The organism is Amycolatopsis sp. NPDC021455, assembly GCF_040640995.1.
Classification (GTDB): domain Bacteria; phylum Actinomycetota; class Actinomycetes; order Mycobacteriales; family Pseudonocardiaceae; genus Amycolatopsis.
The window spans coordinates 119,258-145,187 of sequence record NZ_JBFACT010000015.1; the positions used below are offsets into that span (position 1 = coordinate 119,258).

Below are 25,930 nucleotides of genomic sequence, written 5' to 3' on the forward strand. Positions count from 1 at the left end.
AGTCATGCACATTATGGTCGGGGCATGACCTCTTCGACAAGCGTCCCCGGTCTGGACCGCAACCCGCGTGTCCGGATCACGAACGTCGAGCTGCTGGCGTCGGCCTGGCACGTCCTGCGCCGCACGACGTTCGACTACCGGCACGGCGACGGTCACTGGACGACCGAGCAGCGCGAGACCTACGACCGCGGCAACGGGGCCACCGTGCTGCTCTACGACCCCGTGGGCGGCACGGTGCTGCTGACCCGCCAGTTCCGCTACCCGGTCTACGTCAACGGCCACCCGGACGGCATGCTGCTGGAGACGGCGGCCGGCCAGCTGGACGAAGACGACGCGGAGACGGCGATCCGCCGTGAAGCCGAGGAGGAAGCCGGCGTCCGCATCGGCGAGCTGCAGCACGTGTTCGACGCCTTCACGAGCCCGGGCTCGGTGACCGAGCGCGTGCACTGCTACGCGGCACCCTACGACCCGGCCGACCGCGGCGAGGGCGGCGGCCTCGCCGAGGAAGGCGAGGACATCGAGGTGGTCGAGCTCCCGTTCCCGGCGGCGCTGAAGATGATCGAAACGGGCGAGATCGCGGACGCCAAGACGATCATGCTGCTCCAGTGGGCCGCACTTCGGGGCCCGTTCCGCACCGCACCAGACGCCTAGCACGTACCTGGACGGTCGGCTCGCGTACCTGGAGGGTCGGTTCGCTGGCCGACCCTCCAGGTACGCGAAAGGCCCCCGCGGGGGGAGGTCGCGGGGGCCTTTCCGTTGTGGAGGGAGCTCGGGCTACAAGGCCGAGGCTCGCGGGGTCACGCGGACCGGGAGGTCCGGCGGCCCTTCAGCTCGGCGAGACGTTCGTTGAGCAGGTCCTCGAGCTCGGGGATGGTGCGCCGTTCGAGCAGCATGTCCCAGTGCGTGCGCGGCGGCTTGACCTTCTTCTGCTCGGGCTGCCCGCCATCGACGATCTCCGATTCGCTCCCGTGCAGGCGGCACTCCCAGACCGTCGGGATCTCGGCGTCGTCGGAGAACGGCACCTCGAACTCGTGGTTCTTCGGGCAGGCGTAGCGCACGGTGCGGCGTGGGGCGAGGTCGTGGTTGCGGTCGGTCTCGTAGCTGACCGCTCCCAGCCGGCTTCCACGAAGAACACGGTCGGCCATGATGGGGTCCTTTCAGTCAGCTCCGGGGTGGAGCCAGGGTGGTGCTCACCCTATGCAACGACTCGGCGGCCCCGAGGATTCCCGGGATGCCATGTCGTTGCTCACGATGAGCTGTGTCACCCGCCGGCATCAGCTTCCACTAGTAGGAGGCATTTCGCGCTCCGGCGTGACGTCAATACGGCCTTCTTAGTGCGGATATCCCCCGGATGGGCTACTCGCGTCTCGCTCAGGTCAACCGTAACTGACCGTGATGAGCGGTAACCGGCCCCAAGTCACCCGATCGAAAGTGGCGACGGCACAATACCTGATAACGCACCGTAGCGAAATCGGCCTCAAAACGTGCTGAAGCTGAAGTTTCAACTACGGATTGTTCGGTATCTGCCACCACGACGGTGTCGCCCTCGCGCACCACCTCGCCGTCGACCACCCGCGCGTTGAACCGCCCGGGCAGCCCGCACCAGCACAGCACCTCCACCTGAACCGGCTGCAGCTCGTCCGCCAGCTCGAACAGACGAGCGGCCCCCGGGAAGAGCATGCTCCGGAAGTCCGTCGCGATCCCGAAGCAGTAGACGTCGATCTCGACCTCGTCGGCCAGCTCCGCCAGCTGATCGACCTGCGCGGGGGAGAGGAACTGCGCCTCGTCCACCACGATGTAGTCCACGTGCTGCCCGCGCGCCCACTCCTGCCGCACCAGCTCCCGCACGTCGGTGTCCTCACCGACCTCCACCGCCTGCCGGGTCAGCCCGATCCGGCTGGAGATCTGCGGCGCGCCCGAGCGGTCGTGACGCACCAGCACCAGGCCCCGGCGGCCCTGCCGCGCGTGGTTGTGGTCGATCTGCAACGCCAGGGTCGACTTCCCGCAGTCCATCGGCCCGTAGCAGAACTTCAGCCTGCCCACCGGCGGCGTCCCGCGGCGGGAACCGGCCGCGGGGACCGACGACAGGGCGTCCGTGGGATCGAGGCCGTCGGCTTGGTCGTTGAGCAAGGTCACGACGCGCGACCCTATCGGGTGCTCACAGCACGCTCGGCGGGGTGTTGCCCGCCGCCACGATCGCGCGCCGCACCGGCACCAGCCAGACCAGCACCAGCCCCGCCGCGAAGAAGACCACCAGCGCCACGATGGCCAGCCGGAACGAGCCCGTCGCCTGCCCGACACCGGCGAACACCAGCGGCCCCAGCCACGACGTCCCGCGCTCGCCCACGACGTAGAGCGAGTAGTACTGGGCGTCCTTGCCCGCCGGGATCATCTGGCTGAACAGCGACCGCGACAACGCGTTCGTCCCGCCCAGCACCAGCCCGATCCCGACCGCCACCGCCAGGAACTGCACCAGCTGCTTCGGCTGCACGAAGTACGCCCCGCCCAGCACGACGATCCACACCACCAGGCTGCCCAGGATCGTCCGCTTCGCCCCGATCCGCCGCGCCACCAGCCCGTGCAGCGTGCCACCCAGGTACGCCACGAACTGGATCACCAGGATCGTCATGATCAGCACGTTGTTGCCGAACCCCAGCTCGTCCTTGCCGTACTGCGCCGACACCGTCACCACCGTGTTGATGCCGTCGGTGAAGACCAGGTAGCTGCCCAGGAACGCCAGCGTCAGCGGGAACGCCTTCGCCGCCACGAGCGTCTGCCGCAGCTCCGTGAACCCCGCCCGCAGCACCGAACGCCCGGGCGCGACGTCGACCGGCACATGGCGGCGGGGGAGCGCCCGCACCGCCGGGAAGGTGAACGCCGCCCACCACAGCCCCGAGGTCAGGAAGCAGATCTGCACGGCCAGGCCCTCGCTCACCCCGAACGCGTCACGCCCGAGGAAGAAGCCCAGCTGCAACGCCAGCGCCAGCCCGCCGCCCAGGTACCCGAACGCCCAGCCCTTCGCCGAGATGCCGTCCCGCTCGTCCGGCCCGCCGATGTCGACCAGGAACGAGTAGTACACGACCAGCGAACCGCCGTAGCCGATGTTGGCCACGATGAACAGCGCCGCACCCAGCTGCCAGTCCGAACCCGCCAGGAAGAACATCGCCGCCGCGGCCGCCGCCCCCAGGAACGCGAACCCGCCCAGGATCCGCCGCTTGTTGTGGCTGCGGTCGGCCACCGCGCCGGCGATCGGCAGCACCAGCACCTGCACCACCGTCGCCACCGACAGCAGGTAGCCCCACACCGAGCCGGCGGGGAAGTGCAGCCCGAACAACGTCACGTCGCAGTGCTGCAACGTGTCCGCGTGACCGGCCGCATCGACACACGGACGGTCACCGTTGAGGGTGAAGTTCCGCTTCGCGTCCTCAGCCGCGATCGAGCTCATCGACAGCGCGCCGAACACCGTCGTCGTCGACGAATAGAACGGCGAATTCGCCCAGTCGTAGAAGTACCAGCCCCAGCGCTCGCGCTTGGTCGAGCGCGTCCCGGCCAGCGTCATCCACGGCTCCTTCACCTCGGGAACTTCCAGGTCAGCGCGGAGACTACGGGCACACGGCGCGCCCGGTGACCACACCGCCGAAACCGTGTCCGGTTTGTCGCTTGGTGATCATCCGCACCCCCGCGCGAGACCGTGCCCGCGTGTCGCTGACAAACGTGAACCCTGTTCCATGTGAGACTGGAGAGCACAGTGTGTCTGTTGTGGTCACCGGGACACGCTCTTACTGTGCTCCCATGATCCAGAACCGCCGACGCACCGTGGCGAGACTCCTGCTCCTCGCCATCGCCGCCACGGGTCTGCCGCTCACCCTCCCCGCCGTCGCCTCCGCCGACCCCGCGGCGACGGCCTGGGCCAAGCTCCGCATGTGCGAATCGAGCGGCCGCTACGCCACCAACACCGGCAACGGCTACTACGGCGCCTACCAGTTCGACCTCACCACCTGGCGCAGCGTCGGCGGCCAAGGCCGCCCCGACCAGGCCGCCCCCGCCGAACAGGACTACCGCGCCCTCTACCTCTACCGCATGCGCGGCTGGCAACCCTGGCAGTGCGCCGGCATGCTCAAACTCGCCGGCGACGCCGACGCCCGCAGCAAACGCGTCCCCACCTACGCCGAAGCCGCCTACATCGGCGGCGAAGGCCTGCCCACCCCGCCCCCGAGCCCCGGCGGCCCCAAACCCGCCTGGCCCGGCGTCGTCTACTCTTACGGCGACTGCGCCGCCCCGCTCAAGACGTTCCAGCTCCGCATGAACGCCTTCGGCTACGGCTTCACCGGCACCGGCTGCTACCTCGAAAAGACCCGCACCGCCGTCCTCGACCTCCAACGCGCCAACGGCATCAAGGACAGCGGCCTCCTCGGCCCCAAAACCTGGGAAGCCGCCTGGACCGGCAAACCACCCCGCTGACGATGCTCACGACTCCTGCGACTGCCGCCACGCACCCCGCTCGATCAGCACCTCACGCAGGAGGTCCGGCCGGTCCGTCACGATCCCGTGCACCCCCAGGTCCAGCAGCATCCGCATCTCCGCCGGATCGTCGATCGTCCACGTGTGCACCTCGATCCCGCAGCGGCCCGCCATCTTCAGGAACGCCTTGTCCACCACCCGCAGCGCCCCCTGCCGCACCGGCACCTGCGCCATCGCGCCCGGCACCAGCCGCCGCAACGGCAGCAACGGAAACCGGCCGCAGCTCCACAACACGAACGCCGACCGCGGCCCCATCGCCGTCGCCAGCTTCGGCCCCGCCAGCCTCCGCAACCGCACCAGCCGTGCGTCGGAGAACGCGGCCGCCGCCACCCGGTCGTGAGCCTTCGCCCGCTCCAGGACCTCGACGAACGGCTCGACCGCCTGATCGGCCTTCACATCGACGTTGAACCGCGCGTCCGGCAGCTCCTCCAGCACGTCCTCAAGCCGAGACAGCGGAGCCTTCCCCCCGATCTTGACCTTCTTCAGCTGCGCCCACGTCTGCGTCGCGATCGGCCCCGACCCGTCCGTCGTCCGGTCGAGGTTCGCGTCGTGATGCACCACCACCACACCGTCCGCCGTCGCGTGCACATCCGTCTCCAGGTACCGGTACCCCTCGGCACACGCCCGCTTGAACGCCGGCAGCGAATTCTCCAAACCGTCCAGTTCGTCGAGGTGCCAGCCCCGGTGCGCGAACGCGCGGGGAACCGGATCGGCAAGATACGGAAACAACGGTCGCATCCCTCAAGTGTGCACTTCCGCCATGACCCCGGCATGAGCAAACCATGGCCAGCTAGGGTCTCCCGGGTGAGGGAAACCGCCGAACTGCCCCAGCCCGCCCCCGCCGAACTCGTCCCGGGCCGCCGCGGCGCGCCCCGGCACTGCGGCTGGTGCGGACGGCGCCTCCCCGAAGGCGGCAACGTCGGCCGCCGCCGCCGCTACTGCGGCCAGTCCTGCCGCCAGCGCGCCTACGAACGCCGCACCGCCCTCCAGCGCAGCGGACTCCCCGAAGACGCCGTCGTGCTCTCCGACACCGAAGTCGCCGCCCTCCAGGACCGCCTCTTCCAGCTCCGCTGCGCCGCCGAAGACATCGTCACCGCCGCCGAAGACGGCGCCGACGCCCGCGAACTGCACGCCCTCGCCCTCGAAGTCGCCCGAGCCGCCAAAGACCTCGAACAACTCCGCTGAACCCGGGGGAGAGCCTCACCCCAAACCCTCCAGGGCCCGGTACGTCCGGTTGCTCGCCGCCGCCGCTCGCTGCTCCCGGCCCGTCGCCTCGATGTAGTTCTGGCTCGTCGCCAAGCTCGCGTGTCCCAGCAACGCCATGATCTCCGACGCCGTCGCCCCGTCCTCCGCCAGCCGCGTCGCGAACGTGTGCCGCAACGCGTGCAGATTCGCCCCCGCCGGCACCCGGTCGTGCAACCCCGCACCCCGGTAACACGACTTCACCAGGTACTCCAGCGCACCCCGCCCGATCGGCTCACCCACCCGATCCAGCAACAACGGCGAACCAGGGGAGAAGCGCACGTTCGGGAACCGCACCCGGCACGACTCCCGGTACCGCTCGATCAGCTCCGCCAGCACCGGCTGCACCGGGATCGACCGGTCCCGGCTGCCCTTCCCCTTCACGTGCAACCGCAGCTCACCGGCGCGCCCCACCAGCGACCGCGACGTCAGCGCCCGCATCTCCGCCGCCCGCAACCCCGCCACCAGCCCCAGCGCGATCACCAGCACGTCCCGCTCCGGCCACGGGTCCCGCGCGCGCCGCGAACCCGCGGCCGCCGCCGACAGCAGCTGCTCCGGGGTTTCCTCACCCCGCAACGGTTTCGGCGTCAACGCCGGCGTCCGCGGCCGCGCCACGGCACCCATCGGGTTGCCCGCCAGCAGCCCGTCGGCCACGCAGAACGTGAGGAACTGGTTCCACGTCGACCACGCCCGCAGCACCGAGCTCTTCGCGTGGCCGTCCGCGAACGCCCCGAACGCCGACCGCAGCGCGGGCCCGGTGAGGTCGGCGACCTCGAGGTCCTCGGCCGGGCGGCCGAGTTCCGAAACCAGGAGAGTGGTGATCCCGGCCAGGTCCCGGCGGTAGGCGTCGGTGGTGTGCGGGGAGTCCTTGCGGGGGCGGCGGGCGGCGAAGAAGGCTTGCTGCGCCTCGGAAACCTTCATGTGGATCTTGTACCGCACACCACCGACAGTTTCCGCGACCGGCCCCGAACCCGGCATTTCATGCATAATGGCAATTATGCATGAAATGCCGGGTTCACCGAGGATCTTCCCTCCGGGGGACACGGATCTCCCCGAAGATCGTTCTCAGGCCTTCCGGCACGCCTTGCGTCCCACTGCGGGGCATGCGCACACATGTTCGACGCCGACTCGCGTGCGCGCGGCGGCCTCTGGTGGTCCGGCGAAGCTGATCGAGTGTCGTCAACCGCGCCACGCAGCCGTCTTGGCCGACCCGAAACACTCAATCATTTCGTCACCGTGACGTTTTGAGGTCGGGTGACCGGACCTCGAGTCCGCGGCTCCCAGGGGATGCTCTCGAGCCTCTACAGGCCTTCGCGTGGCCAGTAGTCCTGGTTGGGCTCCCGTCAAACCCTCAGAGGATCCGCCCTGGCGAACTGAGCCCGCTCGCAAACCAGGCGGTCCGGATCAGGCTCTTCCGCCCCTCCCGGCCTTCCGGGCAGCATGTCGGCAAGTGCCGATAATGTACATTATGTCAAGTAACGTCAGTGCCAGTCGCTGATCTGCACGTCCCGTGGGCTCGGGGCACCTTCCCCGGTCTCGACGAGCTGCTTGAGGCTCATCAGGTAGATCGCCCACTTCGTGCTGCAGTGGTGCATGAACTCACCCGCCTCGCGCCAGTCTTCGTGCTTGAACAGGACGATCGTGTAGTCCTCGCGCTGCTCGAGGTCCCACCGGATCGTCGTGCCGATCCACTCCGGCGGTCCGTCGACGACTTCCCAGCGCACGAGCTTGCCGGGGTCGAGTTCGAGCACCTTCATGTCGAAGCCGCCCGGGATGAAGCGGAACGCGATGACGCCGCCGAGGCCGGTCTCCCCTTCGGTCTTCTCGGTCCACCAGCCGGCCAGGCCGTCGATGGTGGTGATCGCGTCGTAGACCTTCTCCGGCGTGGTGTTCCGGATGCCGATGCGGTGCAGGATGTCCATGGCTAACGGTTCCTTTCGATGGTTTCGGCGATCTGCTTGATGCGGCGGAGCCGGGCGTCCCAGGCGTTGCCGACGTCGGTGAGCTGGGCGACGGCGCGGGCGAGCTGGGCTTCGTCGACGCGGTAGTGCTTTTCGCGTCCGGCGCTGCGCGCGTGGACGAGGCCGGCGCGGTCGAGGACGGCGAGGTGTTTGGCGACGGCCTGCCTGGTGACGGGGAGGTGGTCGCTGAGGCTGGTCGCGGTTCCGCTCCCCTCGTTCAGGAGCAGGTCGAGCATGCGGCGGCGGGTCGGGTCGCCGATGGCCGACCAGAGGTCGTCGTCGACGGCGGTGCTCACGGGGTGGCTCCGGCGACCTTGGCGGCGTAGGCGGGCAGCCTGGACAGGAAGTGGTCCCAGCCGCTGGCGTGGTCGTCGTACTCGGCGATGAGCTTGGCTTCTTCCCAGCCGCGTTCGCGGAAGCCGGTTTCGGTCATCCGCAGGCGGGTTCCGGTGCCGGCGGGTTCGAGTTCGAAGACGACGAGGAACGAGTTGCCGCGTGCGGCGGTCTCCCCCTCGGCGTGGGCCCAGCGGAAGGAGAAGCGTTTCGGGGGGACGGCGTCGACGACGGTGAACTGGACCCAGCTGCTGCCGAAGCGGATGCGTCCCGCTCCCCCGGGTTCTGCCGGGTACTGCGCTTCGTCGGGCCACCATTCGCGGACGTGTTCGGGGTTGCTCACGACGTCGAAGACGACTTCGGGTGCGGCGTCGATGTGGATTTCGCGGTCGAGTGTTCCGTGGTCCATGCCGGCTCCTTCGTGCAACGTTTGGTTGCGTATTACGTTAGCTCGCCCGGCGGACATGTGCAACCTTCAGTTGCGCATAGGTCCTTCTGGAACCAGGCGACGTCGCGCCAGGCGCCGTGCTTCCAGCCGACGCGGCGGTACACCCCTGCCGGTTCGAAGCCGAGTGCGTGGTGCAGCCCGGTGCTGGCGTCGTTCGGCAGTGTCACGCCGGCGAAGGCGCGGTGGTAGCCGCGTTGGCGCACGTCTTCCAGCAACGTTTCGTACAGCGTGCGTCCCGCGCCGGTGCGGCGGCGGCCTTGTTCGAGGTAGATGGTCGTTTCGCAGGACCACCGGTAGGCGGCGCGTTCGGCGAAGCGGTGGGCGTAGGCGAAGCCGGCGATGCGCCCTTGGTCTTCGAGGACGAGCCAGGTGTGGGCGTCGGCGATGCGGCGGGCCATTTCGGTGGCGCCGGGTGGTTCGGCTTCGAAGGAGATGACGGTGTCGGTGACGTAGGGCGCGTAGACGGCGAGGCAGGCGTCGGCGTCGTTCGGGGTGGCTTCTCGGATCATGGCTCATATGGTAGCCAGATTGAGTCAGATAGTATCCAGGTTATGACCGACCCTTTGAGTGCTCGCTTGGCCGTCACCGTGCATGCGGCGCGGACGTCGCAAGGTCTTTCGGTGGCTCTGCTCGCGGAGCGGTCGGGGGTTTCGCGGGCGATGATCGGCAAGATCGAGCGGGGTGACGTGCAGCCGACGGCGGCGTTGCTGGCGAAGCTGTCGGCCGCGCTGGGCATGACGCTGTCGGAGCTGATCGCGCGCGCGGAGGGTGACGAGCGGCGGCTGGTGCGTGCGGCGGAGCAGCCGGTGTGGGTGGATCCGGAGACGGGGTACCGGCGGCGGTCGGTCTCCCCCGCGGCCGGTCATCCGCTGGAGCTGGTGGAGGTCGAGTTGCCGGCCGGGGCGGAGGTGGCGCTGGCGTCGGGGACGTATGCGTTCCTGCACCAGCAGATCTGGGTGCTGGCGGGGCGGCTGCGGTTCCACGAAGGGGCGCAGGTGCACGAGCTGGACGACGGGGACTGCCTGCAGCTGGGACCGGCGGCGGACTGCGTGTTCGCGAACCCGGGGTCGGAGCCGTGCCGGTACCTGGTGGCGCTGGTGAAGCGGGCTACCTGATCGGTCCTCGGTCACGCAGGTCCAGGGCCGCCACGGAGGAGTCGAGCCAGGCGGCGAGGAAGCGGTCCGGGGCGAGGTCGCCGGGGGTGTGTCCGATGAGGACGTCGAGGATCGGGTAGTAGGTCAGTGACGCGACGAGCACCGCGGCGGTGGCTTCCGGGTCGGTCACCGGGGTTCTCCCCTGGTCCCGCAGCGTGGTGATCCATTCGGTCCCGCGGCGGTAGACGGTGGCGACGACGCCTTGCCACATCCGCTCGAAGAGTTCGGGGAAGCCGGTGAATTCGCGGATCATCAGGCGGATGAGGTCGCGGTCGGCGGCCATGAAGGTCCAGACGACGTCGGCGAGGACGCGCAGGGCTTCGCGGGGGTCGTCCGGGAGGTGGGGGTCGGCGGTTTCGGCTGTGTGGGTGGTCAGGCGCGTGAGGTTGTCGTGCACGGCCGCTTCGAGGAGGGCGGCTTTGGACGGGAAGTGCTTGTAGAGCGCGCCGCTGCCGGGGTTGAGGCCGCAGGCGGCCTGGATGTCGGCGACGGAGGTGGCGTCGTAGCCGCGGGTGGCGAAGAGGTGGACGGCTTCGTCGAGGATGCGGCGGCGGGTGACGCCGGGGGTGGTTCTAGCCATAGTGAGAAACTACTCTCTTTCTATGGTGGAAGTGACCGTGGAAGAGACCGTGTCGTGCTCACCGGAGGCCTTTCTGGGCCTGGTCATGGATCCCCGGCGGTACGCGGAGATCGATCGCAAGCTGGGCCGCATCGACTGGGTGCGCCGGGACGGCGATGTCACGGAGTTTCGGTTCCGCTCGGCGCTGCCCGGGCTGGGGCCGGGGCCGAAGGTGGTGTCGCGGATGACGCTGACGCCGGGTGAGCGGGTCGACGTTCGGCTCCCCGAGCGGCCGGAGAATCGCCTGGCCCGCCGGTTTTCGACGTTCGAAGCGCACTTCGAGTGTGTGCCGGTGGACGGCGGGATCCGGGTGCGGCGGCGGATCGTGTTCGGGTTCGCCGCTCCCCTGCGCTGGCTCGTCGAGCCGGTCCTGCGGCGGAAGCTGCGGGCTGACGTCGAGCGGGAGGTGCGGGGCGCGAAGCGGCTGCTGGAGCGTTGACTGAAGCAATGAATCGGTGCTTCACTTCTTGACGTGCCCTACCGCCGTACCCCGAAGGTGCAGGAACGCCTGGACGCCCAGCGCGACACGATCGTCGCCGCCGCGACGCGGCAGCTGGCCGAGCACGGCTACGGCGGGTGTTCCGTCGCCGCGGTCGCCGAACGCGCCGGCGTGGCCGTGGGCAGCGTCTACCGCCACTTCCCCACCAAGGCCGACCTGGTGGTGCACGTGTTCCGGCAGGTCGTGACGCGGGAGGTCGAGGCGGTCCGGGCGGCCTCCGCGGCGCCGGGTGACCCCGCCGAGCGCGTGCTGGCCGTGTTCGAGACGTTCGCCCAGCGCGCGTTGAAGGCTCCGAAGCAGGCCTATGCGCTGCTCGCCGAGCCGGTCGACGCGCTGATCGACGCCGAGCGGCTGAAGTTCCGCCGGGCGTTCACCGAGGTCATCGCCGAGCACGTCGTCACGGGTGTGCAGCAGGGCACGCTGCCGGCGCAGGACGGCCGGCTCACCGCCGCGGCGCTGGTCGGGGCCGCCGCCGAGGTGCTGATCGGCCCGTTGACCAGCGGCAACGCCACCGACGTCGCCGAGCTTCGCACGTTCGTCATCCGCGCTTTGGGAGGTTCCGATGCCCGCTACGCATGAGGTCACCAACCAGGTCCCGCCGCTGGCGGGCCACGACGTCGCGGACGACCCGGCGTTGCTGGCCGGGCTGGAGCGGGCGGGCGCCGGCTGGGCCACCGGCGAACTGCACGAGCTGGGCCGGCTGGCCGGGAGCGAGCAGGTGCAGGAGTGGGCGCGGCTGGTCAACGAGAACGAGCCGGTGCTGCGCACGCACGACCGGTACGGGCACCGGATCGACGAGGTCGAGTTCCACCCGTACTGGCACGAGCTGATGACGGTCGCGGTGTCGCACGGGATGCACGGCACACCGTGGCGGGATTCGCGCGACGGCGCGCACGCGGCGCGGGCGGCGAAGTTCTACGTGTGGAGCCAGGCCGAAGCCGGGCACAGCTGCCCGATTTCGATGACGTACGCGGCGATTCCGGCGTTGCGGGCGAACCCGGAGCTGGCGGCGCGGTACGAGCCGTTGCTGGCGGCGACCGAGTACGACTTCGGCCTGCGCGAGCCGGGCGGCAAGCGCGGCCTGATCGCGGGCATGTCGATGACCGAGAAGCAGGGCGGCTCCGACGTCCGCACGAACACGACCACGGCGACGCCGTCCTCCGATGGCAGCTACACCCTCGTCGGGCACAAGTGGTTCACCTCGGCGCCGATGTCGGACATGTTCCTGACGCTGGCCCAGGCGCCAGGCGGCTTGTCGTGCTTCCTGCTCCCCCGCGTCCTGCCGGACGGCTCGCGCAACCCGATCCGGCTGCAGCGGCTGAAGGACAAGCTGGGCAACTGCTCGAACGCGTCGTCGGAGATCGAGTACGACAACGCGGTGGGCTGGCTGGTCGGCGAGGAGGGCCGCGGGGTCCGCACGATCATCGAGATGGTCAACAACACCCGCCTGGACTGCGCGCTGGGCAGTGCGTCCGGGATGCGGCTGGGCGCGGTGCGGGCGGTGCACCACGCGACCCACCGGCACGCGTTCGGCAAGGCGCTGGTGGACCAGCCGCTGATGGCCAACGTCCTGGCCGACCTGGTGATCGAGTCCGAAGCGGCGACGACGGTGGCGATGCGGCTGGCCGCGGCGGGCGACCGGCGGGACGACGCGCAGGAGCAGGCGTTCCGGCGGCTGGGGCTGGCGGTGACGAAGTACTGGGTGTGCAAGCGGGCGCCGGCGCACGCGGCGGAGGCGCTGGAGTGCTTCGGCGGCAACGGGTACGTCGAGGAGTCGGGCATGCCGCGGCTCTACCGCGAGGCGCCGCTGTCGTCGATCTGGGAAGGCTCGGGCAACGTGGCCGCGCTGGACGCGTTGCGCGCGATGGGCCGGCAGCCGGAGTCGGTGGCGGCGTTCTTCGCCGAGGTCGAGCAGGCGACCGGCGGCGACGCCCGGCTGGACGACGCCGTCGACCGCGTCCGCAAGGAGCTGACCGACCTCGGCGGGATCGAGTACCGGGCGCGGCGGCTGGTCGAGGCGATGGCGCTGGTGCTGCAGGGATCGCTGCTGGTGCGCCACGGCCATCCGGCGGTCGCCGACGCCTTCTGCGCGTCCCGCTTCGGCGGCGACTGGGGCATCGCGTTCGGCACGCTCCCGGCCGGGGTCGACACGGGAGCGATCATCGAGCGTGCCACGGTCCGCTAGCCGCGTGCGGCCCGCTGCTTGGCCAGCTCTTCGACGGCACTGGGCAGGGTCGTTTCGAAGTCGATGAGCTTCGCCCAGGTCGGGGTGACGACGATCCGGACCATGCCGTCGTAGAGCGAGCGCACTTCGCGTTCCCACTCGACCCGCTGTTCGGCGGTCATCTCGTAGGAGCCGTTCATCCGCAGGTACTCCTCGGGGATGCCGTCGACGACGTCGAGCTCGGCGCGGCCGCGGATGAGCAGGATCTTGGGCGGGTGCACCTCGGTGTCGATGGTCAGGGCGACCGCCGGGTTGGCGCGCAGGGACGGCAGCTTCGGGGAGTTCTTCGTCGTGCACAGGACGATCTCCGTGCCGTTCCAGGTGAACGCGATCGGGATGCCGCGCGGGGTGCCGTCCTTGGCGACGTAGGCGAGCCGGGCGATGTCCCGGCCCAGCAGCTCCTGGCTGAGCGGCTTGGCGAGCACCTCGGTGATCTCGTTCTGCTGCACGGTCGTCTCCTTCACCGGAAGTGGTCTTGCTGTCCCGGGGACGGAGCCGGTGACGCGTTCTCGACACGCGCCGCCGAAAAGTTTCAGCGGCCGAGCGCGTCGAGGGCCGCGGCTACCGCGGCGGCCCTGAGCTCCTCGACCGGGGCGTCGGGGAACTGCATGCAGACGTCCTGCAGACCGCCCAGGGCGAGGACCGCGCGGGCGGACTGCTCCAGCGTCGGCTCCGGGCCGCAGATCAGCTCGGTCAGCCGGGCGCGCCAGCCCAGGACCCGGTCGATGAGCCCGAGGTCGGCCAGCGTCGGCATCTCGGCCAGCAGCATGATGACCGGCGCGCGGTGGCGGTGGTTGAAGTCGAAGAAGCCCTCGATCAGCTCCCGCGCCGAAGCGTCACCGCGGGCCTCCTGGGCGAGGAGGAACTCTTCGCCGTCGTCGAGCAGCGGCTGGAGGATGCTGCGCACCAGCTCCTCCCGCGACGGGAAGTGGTAGTAGAGCGCGGGTTTGGTGATGCCCAGCCGGTCGGCGATGTCCTGGAGGCTGGTGCGCTGCACTCCCTGCGTCGTGAACAGCTCGCGGGCGACGTCGAGGATGCGCTGCTTGGTGTCGGAGGGTTTCGGCACGGCCCCAGCATAACTGACTTAACGATAGGTAAGGAGTTGTGGTACAACTTACCTACCGTTAAGTCAGGGAGGTACTCATGCGGATTCTCGTCTCCGGCGCCAGCATCGCGGGTCCGGTGCTGGCGTACTGGCTCACCCGGTACGGCTTCGACGTCACCGTCGTCGAGCGCGCCCCGGCGCTGCGCAAGACCGGCGGGCACGCCGTCGACCTGTTCCGGCCGGCCATGGAGATCACCGAGCGGATGGGCGTGCTGCCGCGCGTCGAAGCCCTCGCCACCGGCACGACCCGGATGACGCTGTACCGGGAGGGTGCCCGCCGTCCCGTGCGGGTGGACCTGGCGAAGATCTTCCAGGCCACCTCCGACCGGCACGTCGAGGTCATGCGCGACGACCTCAGCGAGATCTACTACGACGCCGGCCGCGACGACGTCGAGTACCTCTTCGGCGACTCCGTCACCGCCATCTCCCCCGACGGCGAGGTCACCTTCGAACACGCGCCGCCACGCCGGTTCGACGTCGTCGTCGGCGCCGACGGGCTGCACTCGAACGTGCGGCGGCTGGTGTTCGGGGAAGAGGCGGGGCTGACGAAGTTCATCGGCGCGTACCTGGCCGTGCTGTCCCTGCCCGACCCCCTCGGCCTCGACGGCGAGACCGTCATGCACCTCGGGCCCGGGCGCACCACGGGCATCTACAGCGCCCGGCACCTGGACGAGGCCCGGGCGGTGTTCCTGTTCCGCCGCGACCAGGAGCTCGACTACCACCACCGGGACGTCCCGCGGCAGAAGCAGCTGCTCCGGGCAGCTTTTGCCGGCCTGCACCCGCAGGTCGACGGCTGGCTGGCCGAGCTGGACGGGCCGGGCCCGTTCTACTTCGACTCGATCACCCAGCTGCGGCTCGACACCTGGTCACGCGGCCGCGTCACGCTCGTCGGCGACGCGGGCTACTGCCCCGGCCCGGCGGTCGGCGGGAGCACGAGCCTCGCCGTGCTCGGCGCGTACGTCCTGGCCGGCGAGCTGGCCGCGGCGGGCGGGGATCACGAGCGCGCCTTCGCCGCCTACGAACGGGAAATGGGCGAGCTGGTGCGGCAGAGCCGCGCCTTCGCCGCCGGCGCGGCCCGGAGCCTGATCCCCGCCTCCCGGATGGGGGTGTGGGCACTGGCCCGCGGCGGCCAGCTCGTCACCGCGCTACCGGCGGGGGTGAGCCGGGCGCTCGCGAAGCTGAACACCGGCGGCGTCCGGATGCACGACTCCATGCGGGTCAAGGACTACGCGGTCACGCCCGTGGGCTGACTCGGCGATGCTGCTCGGCGGCTCCCCGGATGCGCTCCACGTACGCCTCCCACCACGCGGCGTCGCCGATGTCGTCGTGGTCGGCGCCCGCGCGGCCGTCGATCAGCTCTCGGACGATGTCGGCGTGGCCGGCGTGGTGTGCCGTCTCGGTGGTCACCCGTACCAGCAGCGAGCCGAACGTGGTGGTCCGCCGCTGCGCCGGCCACCACGCCACCGACGCCGGCGCGTCCAGCGGCAGCTGCTCGATCGACTCGTCCGAGTGCTTCCACGCCGTCCGGTACAGCTCGATCAGCTCTTCGCGGGTCTGCTCCGCCGTGGCCCACATGTCCGCGCTGTCCCAGACCGAACCGTCCTCGAACCACGGCAGCTTCACCGGAGCCGGGCGGCCCACGCAGTCGCCGAGGTAGCCGAACTCGCCCCCGGCGACGTGCTTGATCAGGCCCAGCAGGTTCGTCCCGGTCGGGGTCATCGGGCGCCGGATGTCGTATTCGCTCAGCCCGGAGAGGCTGTTCACCAGGGTCTCGCGCGACTCCTGGAGGTACCGGCGCAGGTCGGTGGCAAGGGTGTCCATGGGCGCACGCTAGCGGCGGGCACCGACAAAACCGCGTCCGAAGCTGGAGGGGACCGCCGCGCGGGAGCCCCTCCAGCCCGACAGCGGAGGTCCGCGGAAATCCGGTCACCGGCGGAAACCGGGCGGGCGCGCGGAGGAACCCCCGCGCGCCCGCACCCCCAGTGGCCCGACGGAACCCGCCGTCGGGGAACAGGAGACAACGAGGAGCGCACGGGATACCGGGATCTCCGGCGGATTCAGCCCAGCAGCAGGCCCGGATCGCTCTCCGGCGCGCCCGACGGCCACCACGAGCCGCCGTCGAACCGGTACGGGTGCCAGCGGCCCGCGCGGTCCAGCCGCAGCTGTACCTCGCCGACCGTGCAGTGGTTGCGGTCGAAGACCGGTTCGGCGTCCGTGACGTCGGCGAGCGCCGCCCGCGCGGCCGCCAGTGCCGCTTTCGGCGGTGTCCACGGCGTGTCGAGGACGTCCAGGCCGGCACGGCCGCCGTGGGTCCAGGCCACGACCGCCCGCGCGAAGTCCGCGCCTGAACCGAGCCGGCCGGCCGCCGCCGGGAACTCCGCGGCCAGGCGGACCGTGTCGGGCCGCCGTCCCGGCCACGGCTCCCCCGCCAGCAACGCCTTCGCCCGCCCCGCGGCGTTGGCGGCCAGCAGCGCGAAGGTCTCGGCGGGCACCCCGGGCGCGGCGGGGATCGACGGCGCGCCCGCGGGCCGGAACTCCGCGAGATCCGGCAGCTCTCCCGGCGTCCGGTCCACGTCGAGGGGGTCCGCCCGCGGTGCGGTGCGGGTTTCCAGGGCCTCGCGGATCTCGCGCTCGCCCTTGCCCCGCATCAGCAGCAGCACGAACGGGTCGACGTCCAGCAGCCACGACGCCTGGAACGACAACGCGGCCGCGTGCCGGCACGGCAGCTCCCAGCCCGGGCAGTCGCACTCGGGATCGAGGTCGCCGATGCCGGGCAGCAGGTGGACGCCGGCGTCGTCGGCCGCCTCGACCAGGTCGTGCGGCATGTCCCGGTCCAGCAGCGCCGCCAGGTGCCCGGCCCGCGAGGCGACCCGGTCCAGGAACCGCGTCCAATCCGCGTCGGACAGCTCCGCCAGCCGCAGCTCGGTCCGGTACGGGCCGCCGTCGACGTCGTCGACCACCGCCGCGATCCGGCCCGGGCTGACCGTGATCGGCCCGACCAGCCCGGCCGCGGCGTACTTGCGGCCGGCCTTGAGCTGCCGCAGGTCCAGCGCGGTGTCCTCCATCGCGCGCACCCACGCCCGGCCCCACCACGAGCGGGCGAGCCGCCCGGCCGCGCCGAACGCCGGGAAGCCGCGTACCCGGTCGTCACTCATCCGCGGCTCCTCAGTTCCACGAGCTCCGCCAGCTCCGTGTCGGACAGTTCCGTCAGGGCCGCTTCGCCGCCGGCCAGGACGGCGTCGGCCAGCGCCCGTTTCTCCCGCAGCATCGTCGCGATCCGGTCCTCGACCGTGCCTTCGGCGACGAGCCGGTGCACCTGCACCGGCCGGGTCTGCCCGATCCGGTACGCCCGGTCGGTCGCCTGGTCCTCCACCGCCGGGTTCCACCAGCGGTCGAAGTGCACGACGTGGTCGGCGCGGGTCAGGTTCAGCCCGGTGCCCGCCGCTTTCAGCGACAGCAGGAACACCGGGACCGCACCGGCCTGGAACCGCGCCACGAGGTCTTCCCGGCGGGCCACCGGCGTGCCGCCGTGCAGCAGCTGCGTGGGAATCCCGCGCGCGGCCAGGTGCTTCTCCAGCAGCCGCGCCATGGCGACGTACTGGGTGAACACCAGCACCGCGCCGCCCTCGGCGAGGATCGTGTCCAGCAGTTCGTCGAGCAGCTCGAGCTTGCCCGAACGGCCGCCGGGCTCTTTGAGGTACTGGGCCGGGTGGTTGCAGATCTGCTTGAGCGCGGTGAGCAGCTTGACGATCCGGCCGCGGCGGGCCATGCCGTCACTGGCGGCGATCTCGGCCATCATCTCCCGCACGACCGCCTCGTACAGCGCCACCTGGTCGGAGCTGAGCGCCACCGGCCGGTCGGTCTCGGTCTTCGCCGGCAGCTCCGGCGCGATCCCGGGATCGGACTTGCGGCGCCGCAGCAGGAACGGCCGCAGCAACCGGCTCAAGCGCTCGGCCGCGCCCGCGTCCCCGGCCTCGATCGGTTTCGCCCAGCGCGTCCGGAACTCGCTCAGCGACCCGAGCAGCCCGGGCGCGGTCCAGTCAAGAATCGCCCACAGCTCGGACAGCGTGTTCTCCACCGGCGTGCCGGTCAGCGCCACCCGCGCGGCCGCCGGCACCAGCCGCAGCGCCTTCGCCGTGCCCGAACGGTGGTTCTTGACGTGCTGGGCCTCGTCGGCGACCACCAAATCCCAGCGGACCCCGGCCAGCGGCGCGGGATCGGTGCGCAGGGTGCCGTAGGTGGTGAGGACGAACCCGTCGAGATCGTCGAGCGAACGCGCGCTGCCGTGGAAGCGCCGCACCGGCACGCCGGGAGCGAACCGGCGGATCTCGCGTTCCCAGTTGCCCAGCAACGACGCCGGGCACACCACCAGGGTCGCCCCCGAAGCCCGGTGCAGGTGCAGTGCGATCAGCGTGACCGTCTTGCCCAGGCCCATGTCGTCGGCCAGGCAGCCGCCGAGCCCGAGCCCGGTGACCGTGGCCAGCCACTGCAGCCCGCGCAGCTGGTAGTCCCGCAACGTCGCGGCCAGCCCGGCCGGCGGGGCTTGGGGTTGCGGTGGCTCGGACAGCCGTTCCCGCAGCCGCGCCAGCCAGCCGTCGGTCACGACCTCGACGACCTCGCCGTCGACCTCGGCCGTGCCGGACAGCACCGCGCCGAGCGCGTCGACCGGGTTCAGCGGCTTCAGCGTCCGCTCCCGCGCCTTCGCCGCCAGCGCCGGATCGACCAGCACCCACTTCTCCCGCAGCCGCACGACCGGACGGCGGGCCTCGGCGAGGGCGTCCAGCTCCGCCTCGGTCAGCACCTCACCACCCAGGGCGAGCTGCCAGTCGAACGCCAGGGCCCGCCCGCCGCCGAAGAACGACGGCAGGTCACCCGGGGTGTCGCCGGCGCGGACGACCGCACGGGCGGACAGCGACCCGGCCAGCTCGGCCGGCCAGTGCACGTCGATCCCGGCCGCCGCCAGCCGCGGCGCCGCTGACGCGAGCAGCTCGGTCACGTCGTCCTCACCGAGTGCCAGTTCGTGCGGGACCGCCGAAGTCAGCAGCGGGCCCAGCGCCGGCCACACCTGCGCGGCCCGGCGCAAGGCCAGCACGACGTCGATGCGGGCGCGCGGCCCGAACCGCCCGGTCTCCCACAGCTCGGCGGCGTCGGCGACCTGCCCGGGGCCGGCGAGGCTGTGCACCTGCACCACGGCGTGGAAGCGCCCGGTGTCGAACCCGTCCGGCGCCTCCACCCGCAGCGACACCCGGATGCCCGAATCCAGGCCGGCGGCCAGCTCGTCCGCCCAGTCACGCAGCGAATCCGCACGCTGCGGCGCCACCGCGGCGAACAACCGCGTCCCGGCCGCCCTCGCCGCGGCGGGCGTGCGCGGCAGCGTGTCGGCGACGGCGTCGAGGAACGCCCGCAGCAGCGGCCCCGGCGCGCGGTCGCCCGGGGGCATCGCCGCGGCGAGGTCCCGCAGCCACGCGGCCTCCGCCGGTTCGAGCGGACCGACGCGCCAGGCGTCGTGCCCGGCCTCGGTGACCCCCGGCAGCAGCCGTCCCGCCGCCCCCAGCCGCAACGCGGCCTTCGCGGCGGTCGCCCAGAACGCGTCGGCGCCGCTCAGCAGCTCCGGCAGACCGTCCACAAGGGAGAGATCACGGCCGTCGACGACCAGCCGTCCCGCCCGCGGTGGTTCCCCCGGTTCGAAGTGGACGTTCAGTTCCCCAGCCTCCCGTATCGGCGTACGGACAACGGCACGAACACCGCGAGCAGCACCAGCGGCCAGACCACCGCCATGAGCACCGGGTGCGCGCTCACCCAGGACGTCCCCGCCGCACCCGGGTTGCCGAACAGCACCCGCGCCGCCGTCACCGTGGAGGACAACGGGTTCCACTCCGCCACGGTTCCCAGCCACGCCGGCATCGTCGAGGTCGCCACGAAGGCGCTGGAGAGGAACCCGAACGGGAACTCCAGCGTCTGCGCGAGCGTCACCATCGACGGATCCGACGTCAGCAGGCCCAGGTAGATCCCGGCCCACACCAGCGCCGTCCGCAGCAGGAGCAGCAGTCCCAGCGCCGCGAGGGTTTCGCCGAGGCTGCCGTGGGGACGCCACCCGACGACGTATCCGCAGCCCACCAGCACCGCCAAGGCGAGCACCGCGTTCAGCAGATCCGCGGCGACCCGCCCGGTCAGCACCGCCGACGGCGCCATCGGCAGCGACCGGAACCGGTCGGTGACGCCCTTGGCCGCGTCGTCCAGCACCGCGATCATCGTCCCCGACAGCCCGAACGCCATCGTCATCGCGAACATCCCCGGCATCAGGAACTCGCGGTAGGACCCGCCGCCGGGCACGCTCATCCCGCCGCCGAGCAGGTAGGCGAAGATCAGCACCATCAGGATCGGGAACGCCACCACGGTGGCCAGCCGGGCCGGCCGCCGCGCCAGCTGCGCCAGATAGCGCTGGGTCAGCGTCCAGCCGTCTTCGATCGCCCACCTCATCGCGCCACCTTTCCGGTCAGCTCCAGGAAGACTTCGTCGAGCGTCGGCTGCCGTAGGGCCACGTCGGCGACCACCAGTTCGGTCGCCGCCAGTTCGCGGACGAGGTCGGTCAGCATCGACGGCTCGGCCGGTGCGCTCACCTTCAGCTCCTCGGTGACCGGCTCGGCACCGGTGACCCGGGCGAGCAACGCCGCCGCCGCGCCGAGCGCGTCCGGATCGGTCAGCGCCAGCTCGATCCGGGTCGCGTTCAAGGACCCCTTGAGCTCGGCCGGGGTGCCTTCGGCGATCACCCGTCCGTGCTCCACCAGGGAGATCCGGTCGGCCAGCTGGTCGGCCTCCTCCAGGTACTGGGTGGTGAGCAGCACGGTCGTGCCGTCGCCGACCAGCGACCGCACCGCCCGCCAGACCTCGGTGCGGCTGCGCGGGTCCAGCCCGGTCGTCGGCTCGTCCAGGAACAGCACCCGCGGCGCGGCCAGCAGCGAGGCGGCCAGGTCGAGCCGCCGCCGCATACCGCCCGAGTACGCCGAGACGGGCTTGCTCCCGGTGTCCGCGAGACCGAACCGCTCCAGGAGGTCGTCGGCGCGGCGCACGGCCTCGCGCCGGCCCAGGTGGTGCAGCCGCCCGAAGAGGATCAGGTTCTGCCGCCCGGACAGGATTTCGTCGACAGCGGCCTGCTGGCCGACCAGCCCGATCGCCGAGCGCACCTTCGCCGGCTGAGCCGCCACGTCGAACCCGGCCACCCGCGCGACGCCGCTGTCGTGACGAAGCAGCGTGGAGAGCACGCGCACCGCCGTCGTCTTGCCCGCGCCGTTGGGTCCCAGCAGGCCGCACAGGGTGCCGGCCGGAACGGAGAGATCGAACCCGTCGAGGGCGTACGCGTCGCCGTAGCGCTTGCGAAGTCCCTCGGCGTGGATCTGCGGAGTCATCCTGCCCCCAAACTCTGTACTGTGTACGAGGAAGAGGTTAACACAACTCTGTACGTTGTACGAGAAACGGGTGGGCAGAATGGCCGTCGTGACCACGCAGGACAACGGCGACGGCGACCCCCGGCGGGCGATCGAGCTGCTCTGGGGCGTCTCGCCACCCCCGCGTCGCGGCCCGAAACCCAAGCTGACCACGGCCGACGTCGTCAAGGCGGCCGTGGCACTGGCTGATGCCGACGACATCGAAGCCGTCACCATCCGCCGCGTCGCCGAGCAGCTCGGCGTCTCCCCCATGTCGCTCTACACCTACGTGCCCGGCCGGGCCGAGCTGCTGGACCTGATGATCGACCACGTCCACGGTGAGCTGCGGGCGCCCGAGGAAGGGCTCGGCTGGCGGGCGGCGCTGACCGCGATCGCCGAAGACCAGTGGGCGCTGTTCCACCGCCACCCCTGGCTGCCGCAGGTCACCACCAGCCGCTCGGCGCTGGGCCCCAACACCTTCGCCAAGTACGAGCACGAGCTGCGCGCGGTCGAGGGCATCGGTCTCGGCGACGTCGAGATGGACGCCGTGGTCACCCTCGTCACCGGCCTGGTCCGCACCACCGCGCGCAGCTCGCTCGACAACGCCCGCCTCGTCCGCGCCACCGGGATGACCGACGCCCAGTGGTGGGAACGCGCCGCGCCGGTCCTGGCCGAAATCCCGGCCGCCGACGCGGCGCACTACCCGATCTCCTCGCGGGTCGGCCAGGCCGCGGGCGAGGCCCACAACGCCGCCGAGAACCCGGCCTACGCCTTCCGCTTCGGCCTCGCCCGGGTCCTCGACGGCATCGAAGCGCTGGTGTCAGAGCGCCAGCAGTAGCCGCGCCGGGCGCCAGGTTCCGCCGTCGGGCGCCCGGGGGACGTCCTCGGCAAGAGCCAGGTCCGGGAAACGCGCGAACAGCGACGACAACGCCACCTCGGTCTGCACCCGCGAAATCGAGGCGCCCAGGCAGAAGTGCGGCCCGTGCGAGAACCCCAGCTGCGGCGCCCCCGAGCGGGTGACGTCGAAGCGGTCCGGGTCGTCGAACGCGCGCGGGTCGCGGTCGGCGGCCACCATCGCCGCCGTCACCCGCTCTCCCTTCCGGATCAGTTGCCCGCCGATTTCGACGTCCTCGCTCGCGAACCGGGGCGTGGTCAGCAGCTGCGGGCTGCACCAGCGCATCAGCTCCTCGACCGCGCCCGGCCACAACCCGGCGTCCGCGCGCAGCAGGGCCAGCTGGTCCGGGTGCCGCAGCAGCGCTTCGACGGCGTTGGCGATCAGGTTCACCGGCGTCTGCCCGCCGAGGACCAGGTGCCAGACGAGGGTGACCAGCTCGGTGTCGGTCAGCCGGTCACCGTCCTCGGCCTGGGCCCGCACCAGGTCGCCGACGAGGTCGTCACCCGGCTCGATCCGGCTGCGCGCCACCGCCTCCTTGGCCCCCTCGATGATCGCCGGGATCGCCGCGGCGAAGTCCGGGCCCATGCCGCCGGCGACGGCGGCGCCGTACTCGCGCCAGCGCGGCCGGTCGGTCGCGGGAATGCCGACCAGCTCGCAGATGACGTCGATCGGCAGCGGCCGCGCGAAGTGCGGCACCAGGTCGACGACGCCGCCTTCGGCGTGCCCGGGCAGCTCGTCGAGCAGCCGCTCGGTGATCGCCGCCAGCCGGGGCCGCAGCTGCGCGGCCCGTTTCGGCGTGAACGCCGGGGCGACCAGGCGCCGCAGCCGCCGGTGTTCCGGCCCGTCCTTCTCCGCCATCGTCTCCAGGTACCGCAGGCAGTGGTCGGGGATGCCGGGCGGGCGCAGGAAGCTGCCGGAGTTCACCTCGAACCGGGGATCGGTCAGCATCGCGCGCGCTTCGGCGTAGCGGGTCACGGCCCAGAAGGGGCCGAACCCGGGGATGACCAGCTTGGCCACCGCAGCGGCTTCCCGCGCGTGGTCGTAGGCGGTGAACGGGTCGGTGAGCACCTTCAGGTCGGTCAGGTCGATCTCGGGGGTCATCCACCACTCCAGATGTTCAAATCAGATGTTCTTATCATCTCAGTGGTCACGGTATCTTGACTCTCGATCCCGCGGCAAGGAGGACGATGGTCAGGCTCAGCAGGGCGGAGACCCAGGAACGCAACCGCGCGAAGGTGCTCACCGCCGCCCGCGACGAGTTCGCCCGCCGCGGCTTCCGCGAGGCGAAGGTCGACGTCATCGCCGAACGCGCCGAACTCACCCGCGGCGCGGTCTACTCCAACTTCCCCGGCAAACGAGCCCTGTACTTCGCCGTCCTGGCCGACCTCGCCGAACGCGCGCCCCGGCCCGCCACCCCGCCACCGGACCCGAGTGCCGCCGATGTCCTGGCCGCCTTCGCCCGCGCCTGGGTCGCCCGGCTCCCGCTGGCCACCGACAGCGACAGCGACGACGCCCGGCTGGCCCGCGACCTGCTCCCGGAGATCCTCGCCGACGACCACACCCGCCGGCCGTTCGCGCAGCTCATGCGCGTCAACGCGATCCTGCTCGGGCTCGCCCTCGAACGCCGTCACCCGGGACGGCGTCTCGTCCGGGTCGCCGAAGCCGCCTTGACCACGCTGCACGGCGCGAGCCAGCTGGCCGCCGCCGCACCCGGCTTCGGCGAGCCGTTCCACGTCGTCACCGCCTGCGCCGCGCTGCTGGATCTCGGCCTCAGCGACGAATGGCCGGCCGAACCGCCGATCACCAGTCAGGCCCGGCCCGCCGACGACCCATGGCACCCGCCGGCGGCGACCGACCTGCTGACCGGCGAGACCGCCGTTCCCGGCGACGGCGTCGTCACCGTCCTCGGCCTGCACCGCGCGTCGGCCTTCGAGGAAGCCGTGCGCGCCGGCGCGGACGTCACCGCCGTGCTCGTCACCAGCGACCCCGGCGAGCTCGCCCCACTGGCCCGGCTCGCCGTCGCCGACCTGCGCGGCTGCCTCGACCAGGCGATCGCCCCGCCGCGGCGGCCACGGCTGCGGATCGTCTGCGACGCCGCGGGCGAACTCGCCGCGGCCACGGGCGTCACCGCGGTCAGCGACGCCACCGAGACGGCCGTCCGCGTCGAAGGCGGCCGGATCGTCGCCCGCGCCGAAGGCTTCGGCGCGTGTCACGCGGCGGCTGTCGGTTCGGCCTCCGGCCGTTCGTCGGGTGGGTGAACCGGCGGGAGGAGAAGCAGTGGACGTCGAGACCGCGGTCGCCGACGCGTTCCGCGAGGAGTGGGGCCAGGTCGTGGCCACGCTCATCCGGATCACCGGCGACTGGGACCTCGCCGAGGAGTGCGCGCAGGAAGCCTTCGCCCTCGCCTTGCGCACCTGGCCTCGCGACGGCGTCCCGCGACGGCCCGGTGCGTGGCTCACCACGGCCGCCCGCAACCGTGCGACCGACCGGATCCGCCGCGAAACCCTCGGCGCCGCCAAGCTCCGGGAGGCCGCCCTCGTGCCCATCGCCGACGAACCCGAACCCGACGACAGCGGCGTCACCGACGACCGGCTGCGGCTCATCTTCACCTGCTGCCACCCCGCGCTGGCCACCGAAGCCCAGGTCGCTCTCGCCCTGCGCACGCTCGCCGGCCTCACCACCGCCGAGATCGCCCGTGCCTTCCTCGTCCCCGAAGCGACCATGTCGCAGCGGCTCGTGCGGGTGAAACGCAAGATCCGCCACGCCCGCATCCCCTACCGCGTGCCACCCGCGCACCTGCTGCCCGAACGCACCGCCGCCGTGCTCGGCGTGCTGTACCTGACGTTCAACGAGGGCTACTCCGCCAGCGCCGGACCGGACCTGCTGCGTCCCGACCTCGCCGCCGAAGCCGTCCGCCTCACCCGCGTCCTCGCCGAGCTGATGCCCGACGAGCCTGAGGTCCTCGGCCTGCTCGCCCTGGTGCTGCTGCAGCACGCCCGCCGCGCCACCCGCGTCGACGCCGCCGGCGTCCTCGTCCCGCTCGAAGAACAGGACCGCACCCGCTGGGACGCCGACGGAATCGCCGAAGGCACCCGGATCCTCGAGGCCGCGCTGCGGCGCCGCCGGCCGGGGCCGTACCAGATCCAGGCCGCCATCGCCGCCTGCCACGCCAATGCCGCGCACGCGGCCGACACCGACTGGCCCCAGATCGCCGGCCTCTACGACCAGCTGCGCAAGTTCGTCCCCAGCGCGGTCGTCGACCTCAACCGGGCCATCGCGGTCGGCATGGCCGACGGCCCCGAAGCCGGGCTCGCCCTCCTCGACGAACTGCCGCTCGAGGGCTACCACCTGCTGGCGGCCACCCGCGCGGACTTCCTGCGCCGCCTCGGCCGCCACGCCGAAGCCACGCACTGGTACGCCCGGGCTCGCGACCTCGCCGGCACCGACGCCGAGCGCACCTACCTCTCACGAAGAATCTCGGAGATCGGACCGGAAGGACGCTGAC

Annotated in this window: 29 protein-coding genes; 11 read left to right on the plus strand and 18 right to left on the minus strand. The window is 71.6% G+C overall.

The window, feature by feature from the left end; all coding sequences use genetic code 11:
* Positions 1-24 precede the first annotated feature (24 nt).
* A complete protein-coding gene (locus AB0G28_RS20070; protein WP_361090614.1) occupies positions 25-651 on the plus strand; it encodes an NUDIX domain-containing protein in 627 nt (208 codons plus the stop codon).
* Between the two features lie 146 nt (positions 652-797).
* Here AB0G28_RS20070 and AB0G28_RS20075 read toward each other — a convergent pair whose 3' ends face one another.
* From AB0G28_RS20075 to AB0G28_RS20085, 3 genes are all read right to left on the minus strand, one after another.
* A complete protein-coding gene (locus AB0G28_RS20075; protein WP_003081521.1) occupies positions 798-1,145 on the minus strand; it encodes an RNA polymerase-binding protein RbpA in 348 nt (115 codons plus the stop codon).
* Positions 1,146-1,371: 226 nt separating this feature from the next.
* Positions 1,372-2,136: a thymidine kinase gene (locus AB0G28_RS20080; protein WP_361090617.1), complete on the minus strand. Its 765-nt coding sequence runs from the start codon at positions 2,134-2,136 to the stop codon at positions 1,372-1,374.
* Positions 2,137-2,158: 22 nt separating this feature from the next.
* Positions 2,159-3,559: an MFS transporter gene (locus tag AB0G28_RS20085; RefSeq protein ID WP_361090620.1), complete on the minus strand. Its 1,401-nt coding sequence runs from the start codon at positions 3,557-3,559 to the stop codon at positions 2,159-2,161.
* Between the two features lie 233 nt (positions 3,560-3,792).
* Here AB0G28_RS20085 and AB0G28_RS20090 point away from each other — a divergent pair, with 233 nt between their 5' ends.
* Positions 3,793-4,461 (plus strand): transglycosylase family protein, encoded by a 669-nt coding sequence (locus tag AB0G28_RS20090; protein WP_361090623.1) that lies wholly within the window; start codon positions 3,793-3,795, stop codon positions 4,459-4,461.
* A gap of 6 nt (positions 4,462-4,467) precedes the next feature.
* Here the strand turns inward: AB0G28_RS20090 and AB0G28_RS20095 are convergent, their stop codons facing one another.
* Positions 4,468-5,259 (minus strand): glycerophosphodiester phosphodiesterase, encoded by a 792-nt coding sequence (locus tag AB0G28_RS20095; protein WP_361090626.1) that lies wholly within the window; start codon positions 5,257-5,259, stop codon positions 4,468-4,470.
* A gap of 66 nt (positions 5,260-5,325) precedes the next feature.
* Between AB0G28_RS20095 and AB0G28_RS20100 the strand changes: the two genes are divergently transcribed.
* Complete coding sequence (locus AB0G28_RS20100) at positions 5,326-5,706, plus strand: hypothetical protein (RefSeq protein WP_361090629.1); 381 nt, start codon at positions 5,326-5,328, stop codon at positions 5,704-5,706.
* A gap of 15 nt (positions 5,707-5,721) precedes the next feature.
* On the opposite strand, the gene AB0G28_RS20105 is transcribed toward AB0G28_RS20100, so the two are convergent.
* The 5 genes from AB0G28_RS20105 to AB0G28_RS20125 all read right to left on the minus strand — a co-directional run bounded on the left by AB0G28_RS20105 (position 5,722) and on the right by AB0G28_RS20125 (position 9,014).
* Positions 5,722-6,702, minus strand: coding sequence for a tyrosine-type recombinase/integrase (locus AB0G28_RS20105; protein WP_361090632.1), 981 nt, complete (start codon positions 6,700-6,702; stop codon positions 5,722-5,724).
* A gap of 542 nt (positions 6,703-7,244) precedes the next feature.
* Positions 7,245-7,685, minus strand: coding sequence for an SRPBCC domain-containing protein (locus tag AB0G28_RS20110; RefSeq protein ID WP_361090635.1), 441 nt, complete (start codon positions 7,683-7,685; stop codon positions 7,245-7,247).
* Positions 7,686-7,687: 2 nt separating this feature from the next.
* Complete coding sequence (locus tag AB0G28_RS20115) at positions 7,688-8,020, minus strand: metalloregulator ArsR/SmtB family transcription factor (RefSeq protein ID WP_361090638.1); 333 nt, start codon at positions 8,018-8,020, stop codon at positions 7,688-7,690.
* Positions 8,017-8,466: an SRPBCC domain-containing protein gene (locus tag AB0G28_RS20120; RefSeq protein ID WP_361090641.1), complete on the minus strand. Its 450-nt coding sequence runs from the start codon at positions 8,464-8,466 to the stop codon at positions 8,017-8,019. The genes AB0G28_RS20115 and AB0G28_RS20120 overlap by 4 nt, the downstream gene beginning before the upstream one ends.
* 32 nt (positions 8,467-8,498) lie before the next feature.
* The gene (locus tag AB0G28_RS20125; protein WP_361090644.1) at positions 8,499-9,014 is read right to left on the minus strand and encodes an N-acetyltransferase family protein; all 516 of its coding nucleotides are present in this window, start codon (positions 9,012-9,014) and stop codon (positions 8,499-8,501) included.
* 42 nt (positions 9,015-9,056) lie between these two features.
* Here AB0G28_RS20125 and AB0G28_RS20130 point away from each other — a divergent pair, with 42 nt between their 5' ends.
* On the plus strand, positions 9,057-9,620 hold the full coding sequence (locus tag AB0G28_RS20130) for a helix-turn-helix domain-containing protein (RefSeq protein ID WP_361090646.1): 564 nt from the start codon (positions 9,057-9,059) through the stop codon (positions 9,618-9,620).
* Here AB0G28_RS20130 and AB0G28_RS20135 read toward each other — a convergent pair.
* A complete protein-coding gene (locus AB0G28_RS20135; protein WP_361090649.1) occupies positions 9,613-10,239 on the minus strand; it encodes a TetR/AcrR family transcriptional regulator in 627 nt (208 codons plus the stop codon). The genes AB0G28_RS20130 and AB0G28_RS20135 overlap by 8 nt on opposite strands.
* Positions 10,240-10,261: 22 nt before the next feature.
* On the opposite strand from AB0G28_RS20135, the gene AB0G28_RS20140 reads away from it, so the two are divergent.
* Genes AB0G28_RS20140 through AB0G28_RS20150 form a run of 3 tightly spaced genes read left to right on the plus strand, consistent with a single transcriptional unit; the run spans position 10,262 to position 12,962 of the window.
* On the plus strand, positions 10,262-10,717 hold the full coding sequence (locus AB0G28_RS20140) for an SRPBCC family protein (protein WP_361090652.1): 456 nt from the start codon (positions 10,262-10,264) through the stop codon (positions 10,715-10,717).
* A gap of 33 nt (positions 10,718-10,750) precedes the next feature.
* Positions 10,751-11,356, plus strand: coding sequence for a TetR/AcrR family transcriptional regulator (locus tag AB0G28_RS20145; RefSeq protein ID WP_361090655.1), 606 nt, complete (start codon positions 10,751-10,753; stop codon positions 11,354-11,356).
* On the plus strand, positions 11,340-12,962 hold the full coding sequence (locus tag AB0G28_RS20150) for an acyl-CoA dehydrogenase family protein (protein ID WP_361090658.1): 1,623 nt from the start codon (positions 11,340-11,342) through the stop codon (positions 12,960-12,962). The genes AB0G28_RS20145 and AB0G28_RS20150 overlap by 17 nt, the downstream gene beginning before the upstream one ends.
* Here AB0G28_RS20150 and AB0G28_RS20155 read toward each other — a convergent pair.
* On the minus strand, positions 12,959-13,450 hold the full coding sequence (locus AB0G28_RS20155; RefSeq protein WP_361090660.1) for a pyridoxamine 5'-phosphate oxidase family protein: 492 nt from the start codon (positions 13,448-13,450) through the stop codon (positions 12,959-12,961). The genes AB0G28_RS20150 and AB0G28_RS20155 overlap by 4 nt on opposite strands.
* Before the next feature lie 83 nt (positions 13,451-13,533).
* Positions 13,534-14,067 carry a helix-turn-helix domain-containing protein gene (locus tag AB0G28_RS20160; protein WP_361090662.1) on the minus strand — a complete coding sequence of 178 codons (534 nt, stop codon included), beginning with the start codon at positions 14,065-14,067 and terminating at the stop codon, positions 13,534-13,536.
* Between the two features lie 77 nt (positions 14,068-14,144).
* Between AB0G28_RS20160 and AB0G28_RS20165 the strand changes: the two genes are divergently transcribed.
* A complete protein-coding gene (locus AB0G28_RS20165) occupies positions 14,145-15,356 on the plus strand; it encodes an FAD-dependent monooxygenase (RefSeq protein WP_361090665.1) in 1,212 nt (403 codons plus the stop codon).
* Here the strand turns inward: AB0G28_RS20165 and AB0G28_RS20170 are convergent.
* From AB0G28_RS20170 to AB0G28_RS20190, 5 genes are all read right to left on the minus strand, one after another.
* A complete protein-coding gene (locus AB0G28_RS20170) occupies positions 15,340-15,927 on the minus strand; it encodes a DinB family protein (RefSeq protein ID WP_361090668.1) in 588 nt (195 codons plus the stop codon). The genes AB0G28_RS20165 and AB0G28_RS20170 overlap by 17 nt on opposite strands.
* Before the next feature lie 236 nt (positions 15,928-16,163).
* A complete protein-coding gene (locus AB0G28_RS20175; protein ID WP_361090670.1) occupies positions 16,164-17,261 on the minus strand; it encodes an SWIM zinc finger family protein in 1,098 nt (365 codons plus the stop codon).
* Entirely contained in the window at positions 17,258-19,732 is a 2,475-nt protein-coding gene (locus AB0G28_RS20180) for a DEAD/DEAH box helicase (protein ID WP_361090673.1), read from the minus strand. The genes AB0G28_RS20175 and AB0G28_RS20180 overlap by 4 nt, the downstream gene beginning before the upstream one ends.
* 71 nt (positions 19,733-19,803) lie before the next feature.
* Positions 19,804-20,586 carry an ABC transporter permease gene (locus AB0G28_RS20185; RefSeq protein WP_361090675.1) on the minus strand — a complete coding sequence of 261 codons (783 nt, stop codon included), beginning with the start codon at positions 20,584-20,586 and terminating at the stop codon, positions 19,804-19,806.
* Positions 20,583-21,512 carry an ATP-binding cassette domain-containing protein gene (locus AB0G28_RS20190; RefSeq protein WP_361090677.1) on the minus strand — a complete coding sequence of 310 codons (930 nt, stop codon included), beginning with the start codon at positions 21,510-21,512 and terminating at the stop codon, positions 20,583-20,585. The genes AB0G28_RS20185 and AB0G28_RS20190 overlap by 4 nt, the downstream gene beginning before the upstream one ends.
* A gap of 79 nt (positions 21,513-21,591) precedes the next feature.
* Here AB0G28_RS20190 and AB0G28_RS20195 point away from each other — a divergent pair, with 79 nt between their 5' ends.
* Positions 21,592-22,368, plus strand: coding sequence for a TetR/AcrR family transcriptional regulator (locus AB0G28_RS20195; protein ID WP_361090679.1), 777 nt, complete (start codon positions 21,592-21,594; stop codon positions 22,366-22,368).
* Here AB0G28_RS20195 and AB0G28_RS20200 read toward each other — a convergent pair.
* Positions 22,351-23,526, minus strand: coding sequence for a cytochrome P450 (locus tag AB0G28_RS20200; RefSeq protein WP_361090682.1), 1,176 nt, complete (start codon positions 23,524-23,526; stop codon positions 22,351-22,353). The genes AB0G28_RS20195 and AB0G28_RS20200 overlap by 18 nt on opposite strands.
* A gap of 86 nt (positions 23,527-23,612) precedes the next feature.
* On the opposite strand from AB0G28_RS20200, the gene AB0G28_RS20205 reads away from it, so the two are divergent.
* Together AB0G28_RS20205 and AB0G28_RS20210 are read left to right on the plus strand one after the other, a co-directional pair.
* Positions 23,613-24,683, plus strand: a complete 1,071-nt coding sequence (locus AB0G28_RS20205) for a TetR/AcrR family transcriptional regulator (RefSeq protein WP_361090684.1) — start codon at positions 23,613-23,615, stop codon at positions 24,681-24,683.
* A 19-nt stretch (positions 24,684-24,702) separates the two neighbouring features.
* Entirely contained in the window at positions 24,703-25,929 is a 1,227-nt protein-coding gene (locus AB0G28_RS20210; RefSeq protein ID WP_361090687.1) for an RNA polymerase sigma factor, read from the plus strand.
* Position 25,930 lies beyond the last annotated feature (1 nt).